The following is a 20,700-nucleotide window of genomic DNA, read 5'->3' as shown; positions in this document are numbered from 1 at the left end:
ACCGTGACACCAGTCAACGGAACGTCGCCGGTGTTCGTCACCGTGATCGTGAACGTCACCGTGTCACCCTCACGAACCTGAGCAGGCGACGCGGTCTTCGTGATCGCGACAGCGGGGTGAATGACGTCGACCTTGGCGTCGTCGGTCACCTTCAGTTCGCGGCCGGTCTGGTCCTTCCCGGTCGCGGTGGCGGTGTTGGTGAAATCGTCCGCCGGGGCGGGCGCGGTGCAGGTGTACTTCTGCGACGCGCCGGGCGCGAGCGTCCCGAACGTCCGCGCACACGACGGCGTGTGATCGTCGGTCACCGCGACGTCCGACAGCGGGACGTCACCGGCGTTGGTCACCGTGATGGTGAACGTGATCTGGTCACCCGTGCGGACGACGGCGGGACTGGCGTCCTTCTGGATCGTCAGCGCCGGGTTGATCACCGTGACGGTGGCCGACGCCGTCGCGGTGACCGGCTGGCCCGACCGGTCGGTACCGGTGGCGGTCACCGTGTTCTTCGTGGTCTTCGATGGATTCGCCGTACAGGTATAGGTCTGCGACGCGCCGGGCGCCAGCGCGCCGAACGTGCGGGAACAGGACGTCGTGGTGTCGTCGGTCAGCTTCACCGGGTCGAGCGGGCTGTCGCCGGTGTTCTTGACCGTGATCGTCCAGGTCACCTGCTCGCCCGCGTGGATGACGGCCGGGTCCGCGGACTTGGTCACCTCGATCGCCGGGGCGATGGTCGGTGCCGGCGCGTCGGCGCTCGCGTTCACCTGCTTGCCCAGCGGGTCGGTGCCGGTGACGGTCGCGGTGTTGACCCCGTCGGGGATCGGCGCCGTCGCGGTACACGTGAACGTCTGCGACGCGCCGGCCGCGAGCGAGCCCGGCAGAGTCCGCGCACATGAGGACGTCTTCGGGTCGGCCACGGTCACCGAGGTCAGCGGGACGTCACCGGTGTTCGAGACCACCACGGTGAACGTCACGGTGTCGCCTGCTCGATAAGCCGGTTTGTCGGCTTTCTTCGTGATCTTGACCGCCGGGTGGATGACGTCGACGTTCACCGTGGACGTGCCTTCGAGCGGATCGTCGAGCGCGCTTCTGCCTGTCACCTTGGCGGTGTTGGAGAAGTCGTCACCGGGTGCGGTCGCGGTGCACGTGTATCTCGTCGTGGCTCCGCCCGCGAGGGTGCCGATGTTCTTCGAGCACGCCGGGAACGCGTCGTCGATGACCGCGACGCCGCTCGCCGCGGCACCACTCGGGTTCCGCACGACGATCGTGAACGTGACCTGGTCACCGGCGTGCACGACCTCCGGCGACGCCGTCTTGGTGATCTGCAGTTCGGGCAGTGGCACCGAAAAGGCGAGGTTCTGCGCGAGGTAGGCGTCGCCCCCGGTGCTGAAACCCAGTTTCGCGCTGGTCGCGCCCGCGGGAATCGCGGAGGTGTTGAACGACTTCGCGTCGACGCTGTAGTTGTTCTTCACCGCGGGATTGCTCGCGCCGTCGGCGTTGGAGATGAAGAAGTTGCTGGCGTCCCCGGTCGCGGGCTCGAAGGTGGGCTGGTCGTTGATCAGGAAGGTGTCGCGCGGGATGCCCCAGTCGCCCTCATAAGCGGTGACACCGACGTGCGCGTCCGCGGCCGCGGCCCGGAATCCGCTGATGGTGACGTTGGTGGTCGGGTCGGTGCTGTTCTGCCGGACGTGACCGTCGTAGATGAAGACCTCACGCTTGCTCGGCGCGTAGTCCGGGTTCCGCTCGGGGTAGGAGTACACCAGCGCGATCGACCAGCCGCCCATGCAGCCGAAACCCTTGGGCGCCCACACGTTGCCGACCGTCAGGTCCAGCGGCGAACCGGTCGGCGCGTTCGCGAACCGACTCGTGACGTCGGCGTAGGCGGAGTAGTACTGACCACCGCTGAACGTGTTCAGCGGGTCGGCGGTGTACGAAGCCGGGCTGATGTCGGCCGAACTCCCGCCCCCGACGGTCAACCGCACCGGCTGCCGGTCCGGGCTTCCTGGCGGCAGGATCGCCGGTGTTTGGAAGTTGCGGTCCTGGCACATTTTCGTCGGCGACACAACACCGGGATACGTGTTGTACACGCCCGTGTTACCCGCCCAGTTCAAACGGGCGAACTCGACTTTCGCGCCAGGGGGAATCGTCACGCTCGCCCTTGACGAATCGAAAGTCCCGGGGTCGAAATCCACATCGGACCACTGCATGAAGTAGTTGTCGTTGACCGTGGTGTTGTCACGGTTCGCCCCCGCCGCACAGGCCGCGGGCGTGTTGCCGAACCCCGTGGTCGGCGCGCCGTCCGCCGGAACCGGGCACCGCAGAGAGCCGTTTCCCGCGTAGAGGAAATCGCCGTAGACGGCCTTGTTGTAGTTCATGGCGAACGGCTTCACCACCGCCGCCGAAGCCGGGTTCCCGGTCACCAAAGCCGTGCTACCGAAAAGTAACGCCAGCACGACGAGGAACCGGATCGATCTTCCCGACCACGACATCTGCGCAACCCCCCGAAAAGGAGCGGACAACGCTCGGAGCGTTGCACGTCCCGGTGAATTACGCCCTCTTTTCGACACCGATGAGCATGAATCTCACCCCGTCAGGGGACCGGTGATCTTTCCGGTCGACTCATGGGTGATCGCCGCCGCGGTGGCGACGAACTCGATGAGCAACCGGAGCTCGTCCGCGGTGTAGCGGTCGCACGCTTTCCGGACCGAGGTCACCAGGTGATCCCACAGCGGCGCGGCGGCCTCGGCGCCCGCCATGTCGAACTCGATGAGCACCTTGCGCCGGTCGTCCGGATGGGGCTTCCGGCAGACCATGCCCTTCTTCTCCAGCCGGTCGACCAACGCCGTCACCGACGCGGGGGCGAGCCCGGAGTAACGGGCCAGCTCCTTCGGCGTCATCGGGCCGAGCCGCGCGAGGTAGTCGCTGATCTTGCTCTCGACCGTGGAGAGCCCGTTCAGCTCCGCGATCGCGGTGTGGAACATGACCGTCTCCGTGGACAGCTCCCGGGACCTGACCAGGAGTTCTTCCACCAGCTCAGCTCGCTCACTTGACACGACGACAAGTTTAGCTCACTGTTTAGTTCGACAGAACGAATTAGTTCCTAAGAGATTCGATGAGGAGAAGGACATGGCGCGGGTGCTGATCATCGGGGGCGGCATCGCGGGCACGATCACCGCGATCGCGCTGCACGAGACCGGACACGAACCGGTGCTGTACGAGGCCTACGACCGGGGCGCGGAGGGAGTCGGCGCGTTCCTCACCCTGGCCGTGAACGGCATGGACGCGCTCCGGCCGTTGGGCCTGAAGGACCTGGTCAGCGGAGTCGGCTTCGCGACGCCGCGGATGTCCATGGGGCTGGGCGACGGCACCCGGCTCACCGAGTTCCCGTTCGGCGCGCTGCCGGACGGCACGGTGAGCCAGACCGTAATGCGCTCGGACCTCTACGTGGCCTTGCGCGACGAAGCGGCACGACGGGGCATCCCGGTCGAGTACGGCAAGCGGCTGATCGGGGCGAGTCAGCGATCCGACGGCGTCCGCGCGGAGTTCGCCGACCGCACGCATGCCGAAGGCGACCTGCTGATCGGTGCGGACGGGCTGCGTTCGCGAGTGCGCGAGATCATCGACCCCGGTGCGCCGTCGCCGCGGTACGTGCCGCTGCTCAACACGGGCGGGCTCGTCGAAGGGCTGTCGCTGGACGACGAGCCCGGCGTGATGAACATGGTCTTCGGGAAGCGCGCGTTCTTTTCGCACGTCGTGCACCCGAACGGCCAGGTGTGGTGGTTCGCGAACGTGCCGCGCAAGGCCGAGCCCACCGAGTCGGAGCTGGCCGGGATGACCGGTGAACGCTGGCGCGCGGAGCTGCTGCGCCTGTTCGCCGCGGATCGCACGCCTGCCGTCGGCATCGTGCGCGCGACGCGGGAGATCTACCAGCCGTGGGCCACCTACGACTTCCCGAGCGTGCCGGTGTGGCGGAAGGGCCGGATGGTGATCATCGGCGACGCCGCGCACGCGACGTCACCGGCGGCGGGCCAGGGCGCGTCGATGGCGATCGAAGACGCCGTCACGCTGGCGAAGTGCCTTCGCGATGTCCCGGACGTCGAACGCGCGCTGGCCGCGTACGAGGGCCTGCGTCGCGAGCGTGTCGAAGCCGTGGTGGCTCAGGGCAAGCGCAACGGCGACGCGAAGGCCGTCGGCCCGGTCGGCCGGGTGATCCGCGACCTGTTCATCAAGCGGGCGTTCCGGAAGCCGCCGTCGGACGGGGATCCGAACGAGTTCATGTGGAACCACCACATCGACTGGGAGGCCCCGGTCGCGGCTTAACGCCAGGTGTCCACTCGGTGGAAGTTCTTGTACGCGCGGCTCGGCGTCGGACCCCGCTGCCCCTGGTAGCGGGACCCGGCCGCGGAAGAGCCGTACGGGTTTTCCGCCGCGCTGGACAGCCGGAAGATGCAGAGCTGGCCGATCTTCATGCCGGGCCACAGGGTGATCGGCAGATTCGCGACGTTGGACAGCTCAAGCGTGATGTGCCCGGAGAAGCCGGGGTCGATGAAGCCCGCTGTCGAGTGCGTCAGGAGGCCGAGACGGCCGAGGGAGGACTTGCCCTCGAGGCGGCCGGCGAGGTCGTCGGCGAGCGTGACGGTCTCGAATGTCGAGCCGAGCACGAACTCGCCGGGGTGCAGCACGAAGGGGTCCTCGCCCTCCTTCTCGACGAGCGAGGTCAGCTCGTCCTGCTGCAACTGCGGGTCGATGTGGGTGTACTTGCTGTTGTCGAAGACCCGGAAGAAGCGGTCGAGCCGGACGTCGATGCTGGACGGCTGGACCATGGTCGGGTCGAAGGGGTCGACGCCGAGACGGCCTTCGTCGAGCTGTTTGCGGAGGTCACGGTCACTGAGCAGCACGCACGAAGCCTATCGGGGCGAGTCAGGCGGCTCGCATGTGCTGTGCGTAGGTGGTGTCCGGGGCGAAGATCCTGCCGAGGCGCCGGGCGTAACCGCGGCGCCCTGCCTCGCCGATCCGCTCCTGCAGCGCCGTCGCACCCGGGACGAAGCGGCGCAGCGTCTCGGCGGCGAAGTTGACCCCGGCCACCGCGAGCACGGCGGCCTGCGCGACCCGGTCGTTCGGCAGTTCCAGGAAGTCGGCGTTGACCTTGCCGAGCACGAGCCTGCTGATCGACGAGTGCACCGCGACGGACAGATGCGAGACGACCTTGCCCAGCGCGCCGAACCCTTCGCCGAACCCCCGGTGCGTCTCGGTCAGCGCCTTCGCCAGGCGTTTCGAGTCCTCGTCGGGGATGAACTCGGTGGTGGCAAGGAGCCACAGTAGACGCCAGGCGTCCTCTTCGTCCGCCGGCAGCAGCTCCTCGTCGACGCCCATCAGCCAGCCGATGTAGCGCCACAGATGCAGGATGTCGGCACGCTCGCGGGCGGAGTAACGCAACCCGAGCAACTGCACACCGAAGACGTAGACCAGGGAGAACAGCAGGAGCGTGCCCGCGGTCTGCACCTGGTTGACCGGCCGGTCCCACGCCGCGTAGTCCCAGTCGGGCCGCCGGTTCATCGCGGCGCGGACGTGTGCGTGCACCAGCCGGACCCGCAACGCCGACGCGTACCCCTGCTCGCCGGGCGCGAGCGCCCCCGGGGTGGTGACGTCGAGCCACCACGTCGCGGTCTCGACCAGCCGCCTGGCCGCCTTGTTCTGGATCTCCCCGGTCCCGACCAGCGATTTCGTGGCCCGCGACGCGAGATACCCGCCCATCAACGACATGTCACCGAGCGGGAACAGCCCGAGCAGCCCGGCCCTGGTGATCGCCTTGGCGCCCCGCTGAAGACGTTCCTGGTCCACCCAGAACGGCGTCGCCTCGACCTGCCGGAAGAACGCCTCGAGCTCCTCGGCCGGACTGTCGAGCGCCTCGATCCCGCCTTGCAGCGCTTGCTCGAACCGCGCGCGCCCCGCCCCCTTGGGCTGCCGCGCCATCCACGCGACGACGTTGTCCGCCAACGGGTCCTGAACCTGCGCGAACTCCCGGAGCCGGGCGACCTGCCGCTCGTCACCGCGGATGTCACCGTCGATGAAGAGCCGGGTGGCGATCCGGAACCCGCCCTGGCGGAACAACTCGGGATCGGGGAGCTTGTCAGCCATCCGGGACCACCTCGCCTCAATGTCGACAACAAGTGTTGTCACTTGTCGGCCGTGCCGTCAAGAGTCGGCGTGGTCGACAGGCAGGGGTCTCGACAAGGAGAGCGCGGCGTTGTGTATGCTGGCGACGCACTGCGGATGTAGTTCAATGGTAGAACATCAGCTTCCCAAGCTGAATACGCGGGTTCGATTCCCGTCATCCGCTCTCATACGAAAGCCCCAGGTCAGTGGATGTCCACTGTGGACCTGGGGCTTTCGTTTTCCCGGCACTCCGGTGGAGTGGGCTCCACCTCGGCTCCGGTAGCCGAGGGGATGGGGTCGCGCGCTCACCGCTCATAGGTTCAAACCATGAGCGATCACAACGATTCCCGGCAGGTTCGGCGTCGTGGTGGCGGCGCGGTCGCCGCGTTGCTGTGGCTGGTGCTACTGGTCAGCGGGGCCGCCAACGCGGCGGGCACGGCCGTGGGGCTGGACTCCACGAGCCGCGTGATCGCGGGCGGCGTGGCCGTGGTGTGCATCGCCGGGCTGGTCACCTACTACGCGCGCCGCGGGAGGAACTGATTCCACCACCTGGTACTAACCTGACACTAGTTGTCAGTCGATACCAGAAGGAGCCGCCGTGGCCGAGCGCACCGGGCACGTCACTTTCCAGCACGGGCAAGCGTTTCTCGCCGCGATTTCGGAACGCTGGAACTACCAGATCCTGCGGGAGATCTTCTTCGGCGTGTGCAGGTTCGGCGAACTCAAGCGCGCACTGGGGATCTCGGCGAACATCCTCACCGCACGCCTGGGCGATCTCACCGAACTGGGACTACTGGACAAGCGGAAGTACCGGCCCGACAAGCCCTGGTACGAGTACCAGCTCACCGAGGCCGCCCGCGAACTCGTCGTCCCCACCGTCGTCGCGGTGACCCGCTGGGCGGAAAGCCATGCGAGCGGCCGGGAACTAGCCGACCGCCCGCTGCTGCACACGAAGTGCGAGAACAGGACCGAGCCGTACCTCGCGTGCAGCAGCTGTCACCAGCCGATCGAGGCGGCCACCCTTGTGCCGCTGGCAACCCAGGAAGGAGATCGGTAGCGTTTTGCTAGTAGTAGTGAGATGCTACTACTAGCAAAATGAAAGGAGAGGTCATGACGACGATCGACTGGCTGGACGAGGTCACCGAAACACTGATCCCGACCTCGCTCGGCCTGATCAACGTGCGGACGGGTGGCCGGACCGACGGCCCGGCCATGGTCTGCTGGCCGAGCCTGATGATGGACGGGACCATGTGGCGGTACCAGTACGAACACTTCGCCCCGACTCATCGGCTGGTGCTCATCGACAGCCCGGGACACGGCAAGTCCGACGCGCTCCGGAAGATCATCGACCTGCGGGACTGCGCGGACGCGCTGGTGAAAATCCTTGACGCGCTGGGCATCGGCAAGGCCATCGTCGTCGGCAACAGCTGGGGCGGCATGCTCGCCGGCGTCTTCCCCGCGTACTACCCCGAGCGGACGGCCGCCGCGATCGGCATCAACTGCACGGCCTCGTTGCCGACGACGTTCGAAAGCGTCTGGGCGACCGCATTGGCCACCTACCTCTCCCTGCATGCGAAGATGCCGCCGCTCGCCGCGAAGGCCGCTCGCGCCGCTTTCGCGGGCCCCACCGCCGAAGCCACCAACCCGGAGTTCCTGGAGTTCACGAACTTCGTCCTGCGGGACGATCCGAAGTCCGTGGCCTGGGCGCTGCGCAGCATCCTGATCGGCCGCAAGGACGAACACCGCAGGCTGGCCACCATTTCCGGCATCCCGGTCCTCGTCATCGCCGGCGAAGAGGACAGCCAGTTCCCGGTGCACGCCGTGCGCAAGATGGCCGACGCCATCGAGGGCAGCACCTTCCGCGTGCTCCAGCACACCGGCCACCTCGCCGCCAGGGAGAACCCCGGCGAGATCAACGCCGAGATCGACCTGTTCCTGTCCGCCCTGCCCGCCGCCGCGTGAATGGCCGATCATGACGTACACCGCCAGCCCGGCCGTCGCGCCGGAATGGGTCCTTCAGATCATGAACGAAATCGACACCCTCACCTTCGGCGAAGGATTCGCGCACCTGACCGACGAGACCGAACTGCACTTCGGCACCGCGCACATCGTGGGTGTCGAAAACATCAAGGCGTTCTTCGTGAAGATCGACGAACCCTTGCACATCACCCACGACGTCCTCGAATTCTGGACCGCCACCGACGGCGTGTGCCTCCTGCGGGGTGAGGCGACCATGGCGAAGAAGTCCTCGCCGGACGACATCGTGCGGGCGCCGTTCATGCATATCTTCTATCTCGACGACGGAGAACCCTTACGCGTCAAGACATTGCGCATCACCGCCGGTCCATTACGGACAGACGCCGTGCTGTGAACCCACGTGCGCCCTGTCAGCCCTCGACGATTTCCCATGGGCTGTGCGGGTTCGCGCGGTCCCAGACCTGGAGCGGGGCCGCGGCCAGCACGGTCGCGACGTCCGGGTAGAGGCGGACGACGTGTTCGAGTTCGAGGGCTTCGGTCTCGAAGTCGACGGCCTCGGGGACCTCGAAGCCCACGAAAAGCCAGCTACCGTCGGCTTCCCGGACGACCTGGCGGACGGCGCGCGGCGACGCCGTCGGATCGGCCGGGATCTCGGCGAGACCGGAGCTGACCTGGACCTCGTCCACCGGCGAGCCGGGGTGGGGCCAGGCGGCGATGCGGGCTTGGCGATGTTGCCGGTCCTCGGTTTCGTCGTCCGAATCGGCGACGGAGCTCAGCAGCCAGGTACGCCGCACCGGATCCCAGTCCGCGGCCATGCCCGGCGGCAGGATCGCGAGCGCGGCCAGTGCGGGGATGCGGGTCAGCGCGTCGCGCAGGGGCAGCGAGCCGAACTGGGCTCGGTTGAACTCCATGTCCTCGGAGTACTCGGAGCCGTCGCTGATGAACCACTCGTCGTCATCGTCGAGGACGACGAAGGCGAGGCGGCCGGGATCGGCGGCCAGGGATCGGGCGAAGAGAACCGGCGAGTCCGGCTGTTGCCGCAGCGGCCATTCGGTCGACATGCACGCTCCCCGTGTTGGTCCGGCGACGCCATCATCCCACCGTGTCGATCAGGGCTCACGCCGCCCTAATTCCACAGTTGTTGATTTTTTCTCCGGCGCGCGCCATGCTGGGGCCATGGTCATCCCCAAAGGCGTGGCCCGGTTCAACCGCGTCGCCACCAACCGGATCGCGAAGTACCTCGTCGGCTGGATGCCGGGCTTCGGCATCGTGGTGCACAAGGGCAGGCGTTCGGGCAAGGAGTACCGGACGCCGGTGAACGTTTTCCTTGTGCCGGAAGGGTTTGTCGTCGCACTGACCTACGGCCCCGGCGCCGACTGGGTGAAGAACCTGCTCGCCGCGGGCGGCGGCGAGATCGTGACGCGGCGGCGTAATTACGTCGTCCGCGACCCGGAAGTCGTCCATGATGAGTCACGTCAGGCGATGCCGCCCGTGGTCCGGCAGTTCCTCGGGCTCATCGACGTCCAGGACTTCCTGCTGCTCAAGCGGGAATGAACCGAGGGGGACCCGATGCTGAGCGGGAAGCTGGTCCGGCTGCGCGCACTCGAGCCGTCCGACGCCGAATCGCTGTACCGCTGGAACAGCGACCCCGACATCGGCCGGTGGATGATCAACGGTCATCCGCTGTCTCTCGCGCAGATCCGCAAACGCTGCGAGGAACGCAAGGAGAACTCGTACGAGCGGGTCGTGCTCGGCATCGAAACGGTCGCCGACGGCAAGTTCATCGGCATCATCGACCTCACCGGCGCCGAGCCTGAAGTCGGGAACGCCGAGCTCACGATCTACGTCGGCGAAAAGGACTACTGGGGCAACGGTTACGGCACCGACGCGATGCGCGTAATGTGCGCGTACGGCTTCAACGTCATGCGCCTGCACCTGATCGCGCTGTGGGTGGTGGCGGAGAACGAGTCCGCCCGGCGCGTCTACCGCAAGGTCGGGTTCCAGGAAGACGGCAGGCACCGCGAGGCGTTCCGCGGTGAGGACGGCAAGCGGCACGACATGATCCTGATGAGCCTGCTCAACGGCGAACTCACGTAGCGTCGAGCTGTTTGCGAACCTTCGGCGGCGCCTTGAGCAGCCACGCTTCCTCGATCAGCTCGCGTAACTGCCGCACGTCCACCTTCGCCAGGTCGACGAGGATGCTGCCGTAGCCGTCGTAATGCGGCGTCGTGTAGAACGCGGGGTCGCCGGATTCGAGCAGGGCGGCCTTCTCGTCGAGGCCGCACATCAGCATGAGGCCACCCTCGGCCTCGGTACGCAGTCGCCCGAAGGTCTTGCCCGCCACCTTCAGCGCGGGTGTGCGATAGGACGTGGACTCGGTGACCTCCGGCAGCTCCGAGGCCATCCGCAGGACGTCTTCCCAGGTCGTCATGGGTCCATCATGCCCGCGCCGTCTTGGCGAAATGGGAGATTTCGCGGGGCTAGGCCGACGTGGTGATGCGGTCGGCCGGTGGGGGTGCCAGACCGGGGTGCGCGCCGAGGTAGGCGATCAGCGCGTCCAGGTCCACCGGGCCGCCGGTGAGGTTGGTGCCCTTGGTGAACTCGGCGAAGCCGTCCCCGCCCGCGGCGAGGAAGTTGTTCACCGACACCCGGTACGACGCGGCCGGATCGACGGGCTTGCCGCCCACGGTGATGTTCGAGACCTTCGAGCCGATCGGCGCCGACGCCGAGTACGTGTAGTGCAGCGTGTTCGAAATCTGCAGGATCCGCGACCCGGTCGCCGACCACTGCTGCTCCAGCACGTTCTTCAGGTTCGCGCCGGTCAGCGTGATGGTCTGCATGATGTTCGAGAACGGCTGCACGGTGAACGCCTCGCCGTAGGTCACCACGCCGTCGCCCTCACCGGCCGGCGAGGACTTGTACGTCAGATCCGCGCGGATGCCGCCAGGGTTGGTCATCGCGATCTGCGCGCCGTTGGACTGCGTCGCCGCGAGTTGCCCGTCGGCCAGGACGTCGCCGAGCGGGGACTCACCGGTCGGGCCACCCGCCGCGGGCAGGTCGGCGGTGATGGTGCCGACGGCCTTGTTCGCGATCGGGGCCGACTTGGTCTTCGCCTCGTCGACGAGCTTGGTCACCTCCGGGTCCGGGGTGACGTCGCGGGTGACGATCTCGTTGTGCGCCTTGGTCTGCGAGCGCACGACGTCGCGGGTCCGCCGGTCGATCTTCAAGTCCACAACGGACAGCAGCCGTCCGAACGACGAGCCCTGGATGACCGGACGCGGCCGGCCCGCCGGATCGTCGATCACGCAGTTGTACTGCTGGTGGCTGTGCCCGGTGAAGAACGCGTCGACCTTCGGCGTCACCTTCGCGGCGATCGCGGCGGCCGGGCCGGGACGCAGCTTGCAGTCGTCGGGGCCCGCGGTCTCGGTGCCGTCGCCCTGGTGCATCAGCACGACCTGGGCCTTGATACCGAGCCGGTCGAGGAAGTTCGCGGTACGGTCGATGGCCTCGACCTCGTCGCCGAACTTGAGGCCCTTGATCGCGTCGGGCGTCACCACCGAGGGCAGATCCTTCAGCGTGGCGCCGATGACGCCGATCGGCACGCCGCCGGAGAACTCGACGCTGAACGGCAGCAGCGCGGGCAGGCCGTTCTCGAAGTACACATTGGACCCGAGGAACGGGAACTTCGCGCCGGGGAAGGAATCGCGGAACTGGCAGCCGTCCTTCGGGTGACAACCGCCGAACTGCATCCGCATCAGCTCGCGGTAGCCCTCGTCGAACTCGTGGTTACCGACCACGGACGCCTTGACGCCGAGCGCGTTCAGCAGGTCGATGGCCGGCTCGTCGTGGAACAGCGCCGAGGTCAGCGGCGACGCGCCGATGTTGTCACCGGCCGACACGACGAACGAGTTGCGGACCTGCGAACGCAGCTGCTTGACGTGCGTCGCGAGATAGGCCGCGCCGCCCGCGAGCACCGTCGAGCCGTTCGACAGCGTGACCCTGCCGCTCGAGCCGGACGGCGGTTCGAGGTTGCCGTGCAGGTCGTTGAACCCGATGATCCGGACGTCGGTCGTCGGGTCCGGCGCCACGGCCGCGGACGCCGGCGTGGCTACCGCCGCCACCGTCGTCAACGCGGCCGCGAGCACCACAAGGCGACTCGTGAACTTCATACGTTTCCTCCCATACCGGCGCCCGGTTTCCCCGAACGGGGCGCACGGCGGAGGATCTTGCCTGGTGAGCGGGCCGGTCACCAGGGCAATTAGTCGGCCGATAGGCAAATGTCACCCGTTGTTGGCGCTGCCTTCCAGCAACACGCGCGCGACCAGCTCAGGGGCGTCGCTCATCGGGGTGTGCCCGCAGCCGGGCAGTGTCACGAGTTCGACCTGGGGTGCGATCTTCCGCAGGTCGGCGGCCTTCGGACGGGCGAGGAGCCGATCGTGCCGTCCCCAGGCGATGGTGACCGGGATGTCCGGGACCGAGCCGTGGAAGGAAAAACCCTCGCGAGCCTTGGCCAGCGTCGGCGCGAACCCGGGCGCGGCGCCGAACGCCAGCGCGTCGGAGACCAGCTTGTCCGGCGGGATCAGCCAGGGCTTGGCGAAGATCATCCCGGCCAGTGCGATCCGGCCCGCTGTCGTCGCGGCGACCCGGCGGACGACCGGCTCGGGCATGCGCTCGGCCAGCCTGCGATGGGCGGCGAGCATGGCGAACGCCCACAGCGCGCCGGAGCGGGTCCAGATCCCGGCCGGCGACAACGCGGTCACGCTGCGGACCAGCCCGGCCTCGCCGAACGCCAGTGAGAGCAGTCCACCGAGCGAGTTGCCCGCGACATGCGGGCGCTCCAGGCCCAGCCCGGCGCAGAACTTCTCGAACATCTCGACGGCGGACTCGACGCCATAGCCGGTCTTCGATTCCGGTGACTCCCCGAAACCGGGCAGATCGATGGCGATGACGTCGCGATACGGGGTGAGCAGCGGCAGCACCGCGTCCCACGCCTGCCGCCGGTGCCCGATCCCGTGGATCAGCACCAGCGGTTCGCCTCGTCCGGCCCGGCTGTAGACAACGTCGTCCATGATCCGAGGGTAGACGAAGGTGCTACCAATAAGTAACAGATACTTTCTGTCACCCCTACAGGGCGAGGCGGAGCAGCTCACGCCGTCCCTTGCCGGGGACCTCCTCCCAGACGCCGGTGGCGAGGAAGCCGAGTCGCTCGTAGATCCGCCGCGCTCGCAGGTTGTCCTCGAAAACCTGCAGGACCAGGGCCTGGGCACCGTCATCCTCCGCCGCCGCTCGCACCTCGGCCACCAACCGCGCGGCGAGGCCGTTGCCCCGCGCGGACGGTGCGACCCACATGGAGAACAGCAGCCACTCGGACGGGTCCGGGCTCCCACACACGAGCGCGATCGGGGTTTCGCCGTCGAATCCGGCGAACCACGCACGCTCACGCAGCGAGTGCACCCATTCCGCGTCGGGCCGGGCGGCTTCGACGGCCACCAGATCCCCCAGGTTCTCCGGGGTGTCGGCGAGCGAACGCAGCCGAAGATCGCGCAGGACCGGGACATCCGCCGTAGTCAGGCGTCGCACGGAGATCACCAGCGCAGAGTGGCACGCCCCCAGCGCCGGTCACAGCCATTTACCGGACAGCGGTGACAGTGCCCCAGCCGTTCGGCCCGCCAGGGGATCGGCCAAGTGGCCGATGGCCGCGACGTCGGTCCGGCTCTTCGACCGAAGTGACGGGCCGCCATGATCAATAGCGTTCTCGGTATGACGAACGCACAGGTCACGGCCCTCGAATACGGGTTCATCGGCTTCCTGGTGGTGTGGGCGACGATCCTCATCCCGCAGCTGATCGGGCAGCTCGCCCGGCACGGCCGGTTCCACCTGCGCGGCATCCTCACCACCGCGGCAGTGACGCTCTACGCCTGCATGGCGCTGGCGGTCGTCATGCTGCCGCTGCCCGGCCCGAACAGCCCCCGGCTGAGCCAGACGGTGCAGTTGCACCCCTTCCAGTGGATCCTCGACATCCACGAGGAGCTGGCGAAGCACGGGCTGCCCGTGTCGGACTGGTTCACCACGCAGACCTTCCAGCAGGCGATGATGAACGTGCTGCTGTTCGTCCCGCTCGGGGTGTTCGCCAGGATCCTGTGGCGGCGCGGGCTGATCGGCACCTCGCTGATCGGGTTCGCCGCCTCGCTGCTGATCGAGATCACGCAGCTCACCGCGAACTTCGGCACCGCGCCGTTCGTCTACCGCATCTTCGACGTCGACGACCTCATGATGAACACGACCGGTGCGATGGTCGGCTGGGTGTTCGGCGCGCTGCTGCTGACGCTGCGCAAGACCCCCGCCGCGACGACTTCAGCGATCGACGCGCAGCCTGCTCGGCGCGAGCGGGTCCACCTCGCCCAGACTCGCTAACCGGGCCCGGCGGCGCTGCGCGGCCCGCTTCGCCGCCCGCCGGTCCTCGAGCACGACCACCAGGGCGGCCACGGCGAGAATCAGCGCGACCAGGCCGAGGACGAGCGACAGCTGCACAGTGCCTCCTCGGTACGACGTTGTCCTAGAGATGTTGTGCGAGAGATCACACAGGTTACGCACCTCCGTACCGCCTTCGCTACCCCCCGCTACGGCTCGTCGCGGCAAACCAGCGGCGATCGCCGGTCAGCCACCCGTCGAAGGTCAGATCCGCCGAGTTCAGGGCGTTTTCCAGAGCGTCGACGCCGAGCCGCCGGACGGTGAAGGGTTGGTGCCAGGAGTGCCCGCGAGCGGAGTACCGCGCTACCGCGGACAGCAGATCGCCGTCGCGGACGACCTCGGCGAGTTCGACGGACACCTCGCCGAGCTGCCCGCCCTGGCTGTCGGCGGCCTGCTCGAACCAGGACGGCGGATGCCATTCGACGAGCAGCCGTCCGCCGGGAACGAGGTGCCGCCGGGCGGCGGCGAGCAGGGCATTCCGCTCGGCTTCGTCCGGAGTGTTGACCAGATGACTGCCCAGCAGCACGGCGTCGAAGACCCGGCCCAGCCGCAGTTCGCCGATTCGCGCGCGGACTGTCTCCGCGCCGCGGACGAGCGCCAGCATCTCGGGCGAGTCGTCGACCGCGACGACGTCGTGGCCGAGCGCGAGCAGGGGATGGGTGACCCGGCCGGCACCGCAGCCGAGTTCGAGGATCGAAGCACCGGCCGGGATCGCGTCGTGAACGACCTCCGGTTCGCCTGCCGGCGGCAGCAAGCGGTAGACCTCGACCGAACAACCGTCAGCTGTGTACGCCCCCGTGCTCACCTCGCCCAGAGTGCCGGAGACTGGTTCCATGAGCACGCGTCCGACCAAGGAGCAGCTGGCCGCCGCCCACAACACGACCATCCCGGACGTGCTGGCGCCGGATCTGGACGTGCTGTTCTGCGGGATCAATCCCGGCCTCTACTCGGGCGCGCTCGGGCTGCACTTCGCCCGGCCGGGCAACCGGTTCTGGCCCGCGCTGCACCTCGGCGGGTTCACCCCTCGGCGGTTCGACCCCAGCGAGCAGGACGAGCTGCTGGAGCTGGGGATCGGCATCACGAACGTCGTCGCGCGCACCACCGCGCGGGCCGACGAGCTGACCGCCGACGAGTTCCGCGAGGGCGGGGAGATCCTCACGGCCAAGGTGGTGGAGTTCCGGCCGCGGTGGCTCGCCGTCGTCGGGATCACCGCGTACCGCGCCGCGTTCGGCGATCCGAAGGCACGCGTGGGCCGTCAGGACCGGCGCATCGGCGAGGCGAACGTGTGGGTCCTGCCGAACCCGAGCGGCCTGAACGCGCACTGGACGCAGGCCACGCTCGGTGCGGAGTTCGCCGCTCTCCGTCGAGCCACCCTCAGTAGCACCAAGGACACCACCAAGCCCCGTAAACCCCCGACGACTGCCTGATCAGCAGCCCTTTTCTACGGAGAGTTTGCTGCGACCATCGGATTCGCCATTGAGGGTGAAACCGCGTCACAAGCTCCGAGTTACCGGGTCGTAGTAACCACAAGGTGTCATTCCTGTCCAGTCCCAGCAGGAGGAACCGGGTGGCGTCGGGCCGCGTGTTCTCAGTGCACGCGAGGGGGCCCGACCCCGGGAATGACGGTGCAGTTACGGAGGCCGCAGATGCGCCGCATCGAGCCCAACCGGACGCTGGGGGGCGCGTCCGGACCGCCACCAGGGGCGAGAAGCCTCGGCGTGGCCGCTGTCGACCCTGTCCCGCTGCTGCGCGAGGGACTGGCCGCGATGGTGCACCGGACCCAGGGCCTGCACTGGGCGGGCATGGCGGCCAGCCACCACGCCGCCATGCAGCTGTGCGAGCAGGTCCGGCCCGACGTCGTGGTGCTGGACTCCGCGCTCGATCCGCACTGCCACCTCACGAAGCTGCTCAGCACCGGCGATCCGGCGCTGGTGATCGTCACGCTGATCCGGGACGCCAACCGCACCCAGCAGTACCTCGCGACCGCGATCGCGGCGGGCGCGCACGCGATCGTCCCGCGGTCGATCGACCCGCGTCGCCTCGCCGAGGCCGTGCGCCGGGCCCACAGCGACCGGCGCTACATCGACCCGTCGCTCGCCGCCCTCACCGCGCGGCCGAAGCGTCAACCCGCACCACGCACCGCGCTGGCGGAGGACACCGCGCCGCCGCGAACCGCCATGCCGCTGTCCCGCCGCGAGTACCAGGTCCTCCAGCTCGTCGCCGAAGGGCTGGAGAACTCGGCCATCGCCAAACTGCTGTTCCTGTCCGTCGAAACCGTCCGGACGCACGTGAAGAGCATCCTGCGCAAGCTGTCGGCGCGAGACCGCACACACGCGGTGACGATCGCCTTCCGCTCGGGGATCCTGATCGCCAAACCGGACGACTCCATCGCTGCGACCGGCACCGCCGCGCAAGCGGCGTCACAGGTACCACACTAACGGGGGTTTCCCAGGTCCATCTCACTTTTCCGGCTGACTTTCACAGCACAGAAGAGGCACAGCGCTTGCTCTGGTTACCAGCAGGTAATATCCTGAAGTTACCGGCGAGTAGGGGAACGCGTGCCCAGCCGGGGAGCCGACACAAACGGAAGTGACGACATGGGCCACTACAAGAGCAACGTCCGAGACCTGGAGTTCAACCTCTTCGAGGTGCTCGGTGTGCAGGAACGCCTGGGCAAGGGCGTGCTCGCCGAGTCCGACGAGGAGACCGCGCGCGGTGTGCTGAGCGAGCTGAACAAGCTCGCCACCGGCCCGCTGGCCGACTCGTACGCGGACGCGGACCGCAACCCGCCGGTGTACGACCCGAAGGACTTCAGCGTGAAGATCCCGGAGTCGTTCAAGAAGAGCTACAAGCAGCTCCTCGACGGCGAGTGGTGGCGGCTGGGCCTCACCAACGACCTCGGCGGCTTCGGCCTGCCCCCGACCGTCCAGTGGGCCGCCTCCGAGCTGATCCTCGGCGCGAACGCCCCGCTGTTCATGTACATGGCGGGCCCGAACTTCGCCATGATCGTGGACAAGAACGGCACCGAAGAGCAGAAGCAGTGGGCGCGCGTCATGATCGAGCGCCAGTGGGGCGCGACCATGGTGCTCACCGAGCCGGACGCCGGTTCGGACGTCGGCGCCGGGCGCACCAAGGCTGTCCCGCAGGAGGACGGCTCCTGGCACATCGACGGCGTGAAGCGGTTCATCACCTCGGCCGAGCACGACATGTCCGAGAACATCATGCACCTGGTGCTGGCCCGTCCCGAGGGTCCCGGCATCGAGACGAAGCCCGGCACGAAGGGCCTTTCGCTGTTCCTGGTGCCGAAGTTCCACTTCGACCCGAAGACCGGCGACCTCGGCGAGCGCAACGGCGCCTACGTCACGAACGTCGAGCACAAGATGGGCATCAAGGCCTCGACGACGTGTGAGCTGACCTTCGGCCAGCACGGCACCCCGGCCAAGGGCTGGCTGCTCGGCGAGGTGCACAACGGCATCGCGCAGATGTTCCAGGTCATCGAGTACGCCCGGATGATGGTCGGCACCAAGGCCATCGCGACGCTGTCCACCGGCTACCTCAACGCCCGCGACTACGCCAAGGAGCGGGTCCAGGGCGCCGACCTGCCGAACATGCTCAACAAGGCCGCGCCGCGGGTCACCATCACCCACCACCCGGACGTCCGCCGCTCGCTGATGCTGCAGAAGGCGTACGCCGAGGGCCTGCGCGCGGTCTACCTCTACACCGCGTCCTTCCAGGACCAGCTGTGGACCGGCGAGGGCGACGAGGCTTCGCTGAAGCAGGCGCACGCCGTGAACGACCTGCTGCTGCCGATCGTCAAGGGTGTCGGCTCCGAGCGCGCCACCGAGCAGCTCGTGCAGTCGCTGCAGACCCTCGGCGGCTCGGGCTTCCTGCAGGATTACCCGATCGAGCAGTACATCCGCGACGCGAAGATCGACTCGCTGTACGAGGGCACCACGGCCATCCAGTCGCTGGACTTCTTCTTCCGGAAGATCATCCGCAACAAGGGTGCCGCGCTCGCCTACGTCGCCGGCGAGATCACGAAGTTCATCGAGGCCGAGGCCGGCAACGGCAGGCTCAAGAACGAGCGCGGGCTGCTCAAGCAGGCCCTCGAGGACACCCAGGGCATGCTGGGCTCGCTGGTCGGCTACCTGACCGCGTCGCAGGAGGACCCGCAGAGCATCAACAAGGTCGGCCAGCACACGGTCCGGCTGCTGATGTCGGTCGGTGACCTGCTCATCGGCTGGCAGCTGCTCAAGCACGCGGAGATCGCCATCCAGAAACTGGACAACGGCCCGTCGGCCAAGGACGTCCCGTTCTACGAGGGCAAGATCGCCGTGGCCTCGTTCTTCGCGAAGAGCGTGCTGCCCGAGCTGACCGCGCGCCGCGCGATCGTCGAGGCCGCCGACAACGCGCTCATGGACGTGCCCGAAGCGGCCTTCTGATTTCCATCCCCCGGACCCGAAGGGGCCTGCCTCGCGTGTGAGGCAGGCCCCTTCGCGGTTTCCTGGCGTGACGAAACGCGCCGAACTCGTGTCCTTCCGGCGAAACCCCGATCGGGAACCCCGTCGGATTCCCCGGAGAAATGGGTACCCGGGGGTCCCCACGCACACGAGCAGAGGAGACGCGATGACCGTCACCGGCATCATCAGCGCGATCGTGATCGGCCTGATCCTCGGGCTGCTGGGCAAGCTGTTCGCGCCCGGCAAGCAGAGCATCCCGATCTGGCTCACCATCGTGGTCGGCATCATCGCCGCCTTCGTCGGCACCGCCATCGCCCGCGGCCTCGGCTACGCCGACACCAAGGGCATCGACTGGCTGGAGATCATCACCCAGGTCGTCCTGGCCGCGATCGGGGTGAGCATCGCCGCCGGCGTCTACGGACGCAAGGGCATCTCCAGGTAGCCCCTCCCGCAAGTCACCCGGTCAGGGCACAGCGAGGGCGGTTCGCCGGATTCGGTGTCACGGTGACACCACAGTGTTCCCACAGACGAAGGAGACCGTCATGCTCGGTGGACTCTGGGGCATCATCAGCACGATCGTGGTCGGCCTGATCCTCGGCGTGATCGGCAGGCTGCTGGCTCCCGGCGCGCAGAAGATCCCGATCTGGCTGACCATCGTGGTCGGCATCGTCGCCGCCTTCATCGGCAACTGGCTGGCCGGGGTGTTCGGCGTCCGCGACACCAAGGGGATCGACTGGATCCGGCACATCTTCCAGGTCGCCGCGGCTGTGGTCGGGGTCATCCTCGCGACCGGTATCTACGCGAAGATCAAGGGCGGTCAGCGCACCAGCAGCTGACAGGCGGTAGCGTCGGCCCCTGTGCACTGGCTCGATCTCAGCGGACAGGGGCTGACGGCCCTGCCCGAAGACGTCCCGCTCGACGACGTCGTGCGGCTCGACCTCGACCGCAACGCCTTCACCGAAGTTCCCGAAGAACTCACCATCGCGCCTCGGCTCGAACAACTGAGCTTGTACGCCAACGAAATCGCCACACTCCCCGAGTCACTGTGGACACTCACCGGGCTGCGCGTGCTCAACCTCGCGGCGAACCGGCTGACCGAGATCTCGCCGTCCATCGCGGCGCTCGGCGAACTGCACACGCTCGACCTCGGGCACAACCGGCTGACCGATCTGCCCGACGAACTGGGCGAGCTCGCCGGGCTCACCGAGTACCTCTACCTCAGCGACAACCAGCTCACCGAGTTCCCGGAATCCCTGTGCGGGCTGGGCCGTCTGCGCTACCTCGGCTGCACGGACAACCAGCTCACCGCGTTGCCCGAGGATCTCACCGGCTTCGGCGCGCTGCGGGAACTTCGCTTGTACCGCAACGAAATCACCGAACTCCCGGAGTCGATCGGCACACTCACGAGCCTGCGCGAGCTGCACCTGCGCGGCAACCGCCTCACCACCCTGCCGGACTCGATCGGCGAGCTGACCGACCTCCGCCAGCTCGACCTCCGCGAGAACGCGCTGACGACGCTGCCGTCCTCGCTCGCCAACCTGTCTACATTGGACAAACTGGATCTGCGCTGGAACAAGTACTTCCGGGAGCCGTCGTGGCTGGCCGACTTCGAGGCCGCGGGCTGCATGGTGCTCCGCTGAGC

The 20,700-nt window shown here is 67.8% G+C and carries 24 protein-coding genes, 1 tRNA gene and 1 pseudogene; 15 read left to right on the top strand and 11 right to left on the bottom strand.

The window, feature by feature from the left end:
• Both ACFWY9_RS36960 and ACFWY9_RS36955 read right to left on the bottom strand, forming a co-directional pair.
• A pseudogene (locus ACFWY9_RS36960) lies at positions 1-2,414 on the bottom strand (hypothetical protein); the annotation flags it as partial.
• Positions 2,415-2,576: 162 nt separating this feature from the next.
• Positions 2,577-3,047 (bottom strand): MarR family winged helix-turn-helix transcriptional regulator, encoded by a 471-nt coding sequence (locus ACFWY9_RS36955; protein ID WP_378326334.1) that lies wholly within the window; start codon positions 3,045-3,047, stop codon positions 2,577-2,579.
• A 73-nt stretch (positions 3,048-3,120) separates the two neighbouring features.
• Between ACFWY9_RS36955 and ACFWY9_RS36950 the strand changes: the two genes are divergently transcribed.
• Positions 3,121-4,314 (top strand): FAD-dependent oxidoreductase, encoded by a 1,194-nt coding sequence (locus ACFWY9_RS36950; protein WP_378341078.1) that lies wholly within the window; start codon positions 3,121-3,123, stop codon positions 4,312-4,314.
• Here ACFWY9_RS36950 and dcd read toward each other — a convergent pair.
• Positions 4,311-4,892 (bottom strand): dCTP deaminase, encoded by a 582-nt coding sequence (gene dcd, locus ACFWY9_RS36945; RefSeq protein ID WP_378326336.1) that lies wholly within the window; start codon positions 4,890-4,892, stop codon positions 4,311-4,313. The two genes, ACFWY9_RS36950 and dcd, sit on opposite strands and share 4 nt — an antisense overlap.
• Positions 4,893-4,914: 22 nt before the next feature.
• Complete coding sequence (locus tag ACFWY9_RS36940; protein ID WP_378341077.1) at positions 4,915-6,132, bottom strand: oxygenase MpaB family protein; 1,218 nt, start codon at positions 6,130-6,132, stop codon at positions 4,915-4,917.
• Positions 6,133-6,263: 131 nt separating this feature from the next.
• Here ACFWY9_RS36940 and ACFWY9_RS36935 point away from each other — a divergent pair.
• The 5 genes from ACFWY9_RS36935 (at position 6,264) to ACFWY9_RS36915 (ending at position 8,521) form a co-directional block, all read left to right on the top strand.
• Positions 6,264-6,334: transfer RNA gene (locus ACFWY9_RS36935), tRNA-Gly, on the top strand.
• 143 nt (positions 6,335-6,477) lie between these two features.
• Complete coding sequence (locus ACFWY9_RS36930) at positions 6,478-6,690, top strand: hypothetical protein (RefSeq protein WP_378326338.1); 213 nt, start codon at positions 6,478-6,480, stop codon at positions 6,688-6,690.
• Positions 6,691-6,748: 58 nt separating this feature from the next.
• Entirely contained in the window at positions 6,749-7,207 is a 459-nt protein-coding gene (locus tag ACFWY9_RS36925; RefSeq protein ID WP_378326339.1) for a winged helix-turn-helix transcriptional regulator, read from the top strand.
• Between the two features lie 53 nt (positions 7,208-7,260).
• A complete protein-coding gene (locus ACFWY9_RS36920) occupies positions 7,261-8,112 on the top strand; it encodes an alpha/beta fold hydrolase (RefSeq protein WP_378326340.1) in 852 nt (283 codons plus the stop codon).
• Positions 8,113-8,122: 10 nt separating this feature from the next.
• Positions 8,123-8,521, top strand: coding sequence for a nuclear transport factor 2 family protein (locus tag ACFWY9_RS36915; RefSeq protein WP_378326341.1), 399 nt, complete (start codon positions 8,123-8,125; stop codon positions 8,519-8,521).
• Positions 8,522-8,537: 16 nt separating this feature from the next.
• On the opposite strand, the gene ACFWY9_RS36910 is transcribed toward ACFWY9_RS36915, so the two are convergent.
• Positions 8,538-9,188: a hypothetical protein gene (locus tag ACFWY9_RS36910; RefSeq protein ID WP_378326342.1), complete on the bottom strand. Its 651-nt coding sequence runs from the start codon at positions 9,186-9,188 to the stop codon at positions 8,538-8,540.
• 115 nt (positions 9,189-9,303) lie between these two features.
• Here ACFWY9_RS36910 and ACFWY9_RS36905 point away from each other — a divergent pair, with 115 nt between their 5' ends.
• Both ACFWY9_RS36905 and ACFWY9_RS36900 read left to right on the top strand, forming a co-directional pair.
• Positions 9,304-9,681, top strand: a complete 378-nt coding sequence (locus ACFWY9_RS36905; RefSeq protein ID WP_378341076.1) for a nitroreductase family deazaflavin-dependent oxidoreductase — start codon at positions 9,304-9,306, stop codon at positions 9,679-9,681.
• A gap of 15 nt (positions 9,682-9,696) precedes the next feature.
• Positions 9,697-10,224: a GNAT family N-acetyltransferase gene (locus tag ACFWY9_RS36900; RefSeq protein WP_378326344.1), complete on the top strand. Its 528-nt coding sequence runs from the start codon at positions 9,697-9,699 to the stop codon at positions 10,222-10,224.
• Here ACFWY9_RS36900 and ACFWY9_RS36895 read toward each other — a convergent pair.
• The 4 genes from ACFWY9_RS36895 to ACFWY9_RS36880 all read right to left on the bottom strand — a co-directional run bounded on the left by ACFWY9_RS36895 (position 10,217) and on the right by ACFWY9_RS36880 (position 13,716).
• The gene (locus tag ACFWY9_RS36895; RefSeq protein WP_378326345.1) at positions 10,217-10,558 is read right to left on the bottom strand and encodes an MmcQ/YjbR family DNA-binding protein; all 342 of its coding nucleotides are present in this window, start codon (positions 10,556-10,558) and stop codon (positions 10,217-10,219) included. The genes ACFWY9_RS36900 and ACFWY9_RS36895 overlap by 8 nt on opposite strands.
• Before the next feature lie 49 nt (positions 10,559-10,607).
• Positions 10,608-12,296 carry a bifunctional metallophosphatase/5'-nucleotidase gene (locus tag ACFWY9_RS36890; RefSeq protein ID WP_378341075.1) on the bottom strand — a complete coding sequence of 563 codons (1,689 nt, stop codon included), beginning with the start codon at positions 12,294-12,296 and terminating at the stop codon, positions 10,608-10,610.
• A gap of 111 nt (positions 12,297-12,407) precedes the next feature.
• Positions 12,408-13,196 (bottom strand): alpha/beta fold hydrolase, encoded by a 789-nt coding sequence (locus tag ACFWY9_RS36885; RefSeq protein WP_378341074.1) that lies wholly within the window; start codon positions 13,194-13,196, stop codon positions 12,408-12,410.
• A gap of 55 nt (positions 13,197-13,251) precedes the next feature.
• On the bottom strand, positions 13,252-13,716 hold the full coding sequence (locus tag ACFWY9_RS36880) for a GNAT family N-acetyltransferase (RefSeq protein WP_378326348.1): 465 nt from the start codon (positions 13,714-13,716) through the stop codon (positions 13,252-13,254).
• A 171-nt stretch (positions 13,717-13,887) separates the two neighbouring features.
• Here ACFWY9_RS36880 and ACFWY9_RS36875 point away from each other — a divergent pair, with 171 nt between their 5' ends.
• Positions 13,888-14,541: a VanZ family protein gene (locus ACFWY9_RS36875; RefSeq protein WP_378326349.1), complete on the top strand. Its 654-nt coding sequence runs from the start codon at positions 13,888-13,890 to the stop codon at positions 14,539-14,541.
• On the opposite strand, the gene ACFWY9_RS36870 is transcribed toward ACFWY9_RS36875, so the two are convergent.
• Together ACFWY9_RS36870 and ACFWY9_RS36865 are read right to left on the bottom strand one after the other, a co-directional pair.
• The gene (locus ACFWY9_RS36870; protein WP_378326350.1) at positions 14,482-14,658 is read right to left on the bottom strand and encodes a hypothetical protein; all 177 of its coding nucleotides are present in this window, start codon (positions 14,656-14,658) and stop codon (positions 14,482-14,484) included. The two genes, ACFWY9_RS36875 and ACFWY9_RS36870, sit on opposite strands and share 60 nt — an antisense overlap.
• A 79-nt stretch (positions 14,659-14,737) precedes the next feature.
• Entirely contained in the window at positions 14,738-15,403 is a 666-nt protein-coding gene (locus ACFWY9_RS36865) for a class I SAM-dependent methyltransferase (protein WP_378341073.1), read from the bottom strand.
• Positions 15,404-15,431: 28 nt separating this feature from the next.
• On the opposite strand from ACFWY9_RS36865, the gene mug reads away from it, so the two are divergent.
• From mug to ACFWY9_RS36835, 6 genes are all read left to right on the top strand, one after another.
• On the top strand, positions 15,432-16,025 hold the full coding sequence (gene mug, locus ACFWY9_RS36860) for a G/U mismatch-specific DNA glycosylase (protein ID WP_378326352.1): 594 nt from the start codon (positions 15,432-15,434) through the stop codon (positions 16,023-16,025).
• 219 nt (positions 16,026-16,244) lie between these two features.
• Entirely contained in the window at positions 16,245-17,036 is a 792-nt protein-coding gene (locus ACFWY9_RS36855) for a response regulator transcription factor (RefSeq protein ID WP_378326353.1), read from the top strand.
• Between the two features lie 159 nt (positions 17,037-17,195).
• The gene (locus tag ACFWY9_RS36850; RefSeq protein ID WP_378326354.1) at positions 17,196-19,040 is read left to right on the top strand and encodes an acyl-CoA dehydrogenase; all 1,845 of its coding nucleotides are present in this window, start codon (positions 17,196-17,198) and stop codon (positions 19,038-19,040) included.
• A gap of 184 nt (positions 19,041-19,224) precedes the next feature.
• Complete coding sequence (locus ACFWY9_RS36845) at positions 19,225-19,500, top strand: GlsB/YeaQ/YmgE family stress response membrane protein (RefSeq protein ID WP_378326355.1); 276 nt, start codon at positions 19,225-19,227, stop codon at positions 19,498-19,500.
• Positions 19,501-19,600: 100 nt separating this feature from the next.
• Positions 19,601-19,894 carry a GlsB/YeaQ/YmgE family stress response membrane protein gene (locus ACFWY9_RS36840; RefSeq protein ID WP_378326356.1) on the top strand — a complete coding sequence of 98 codons (294 nt, stop codon included), beginning with the start codon at positions 19,601-19,603 and terminating at the stop codon, positions 19,892-19,894.
• A 60-nt stretch (positions 19,895-19,954) separates the two neighbouring features.
• Positions 19,955-20,698: a leucine-rich repeat domain-containing protein gene (locus ACFWY9_RS36835; protein ID WP_378326382.1), complete on the top strand. Its 744-nt coding sequence runs from the start codon at positions 19,955-19,957 to the stop codon at positions 20,696-20,698.
• Positions 20,699-20,700: the final 2 nt, after the last annotated feature.

Origin of the sequence: Amycolatopsis sp. NPDC059027 (genome assembly GCF_042739735.1) — a bacterium.
GTDB lineage: Bacteria > Actinomycetota > Actinomycetes > Mycobacteriales > Pseudonocardiaceae > Amycolatopsis.
The sequence above is the reverse complement of the archived record's forward strand: the minus strand, read 5'-3'. Positions and strand labels throughout refer to the sequence as shown.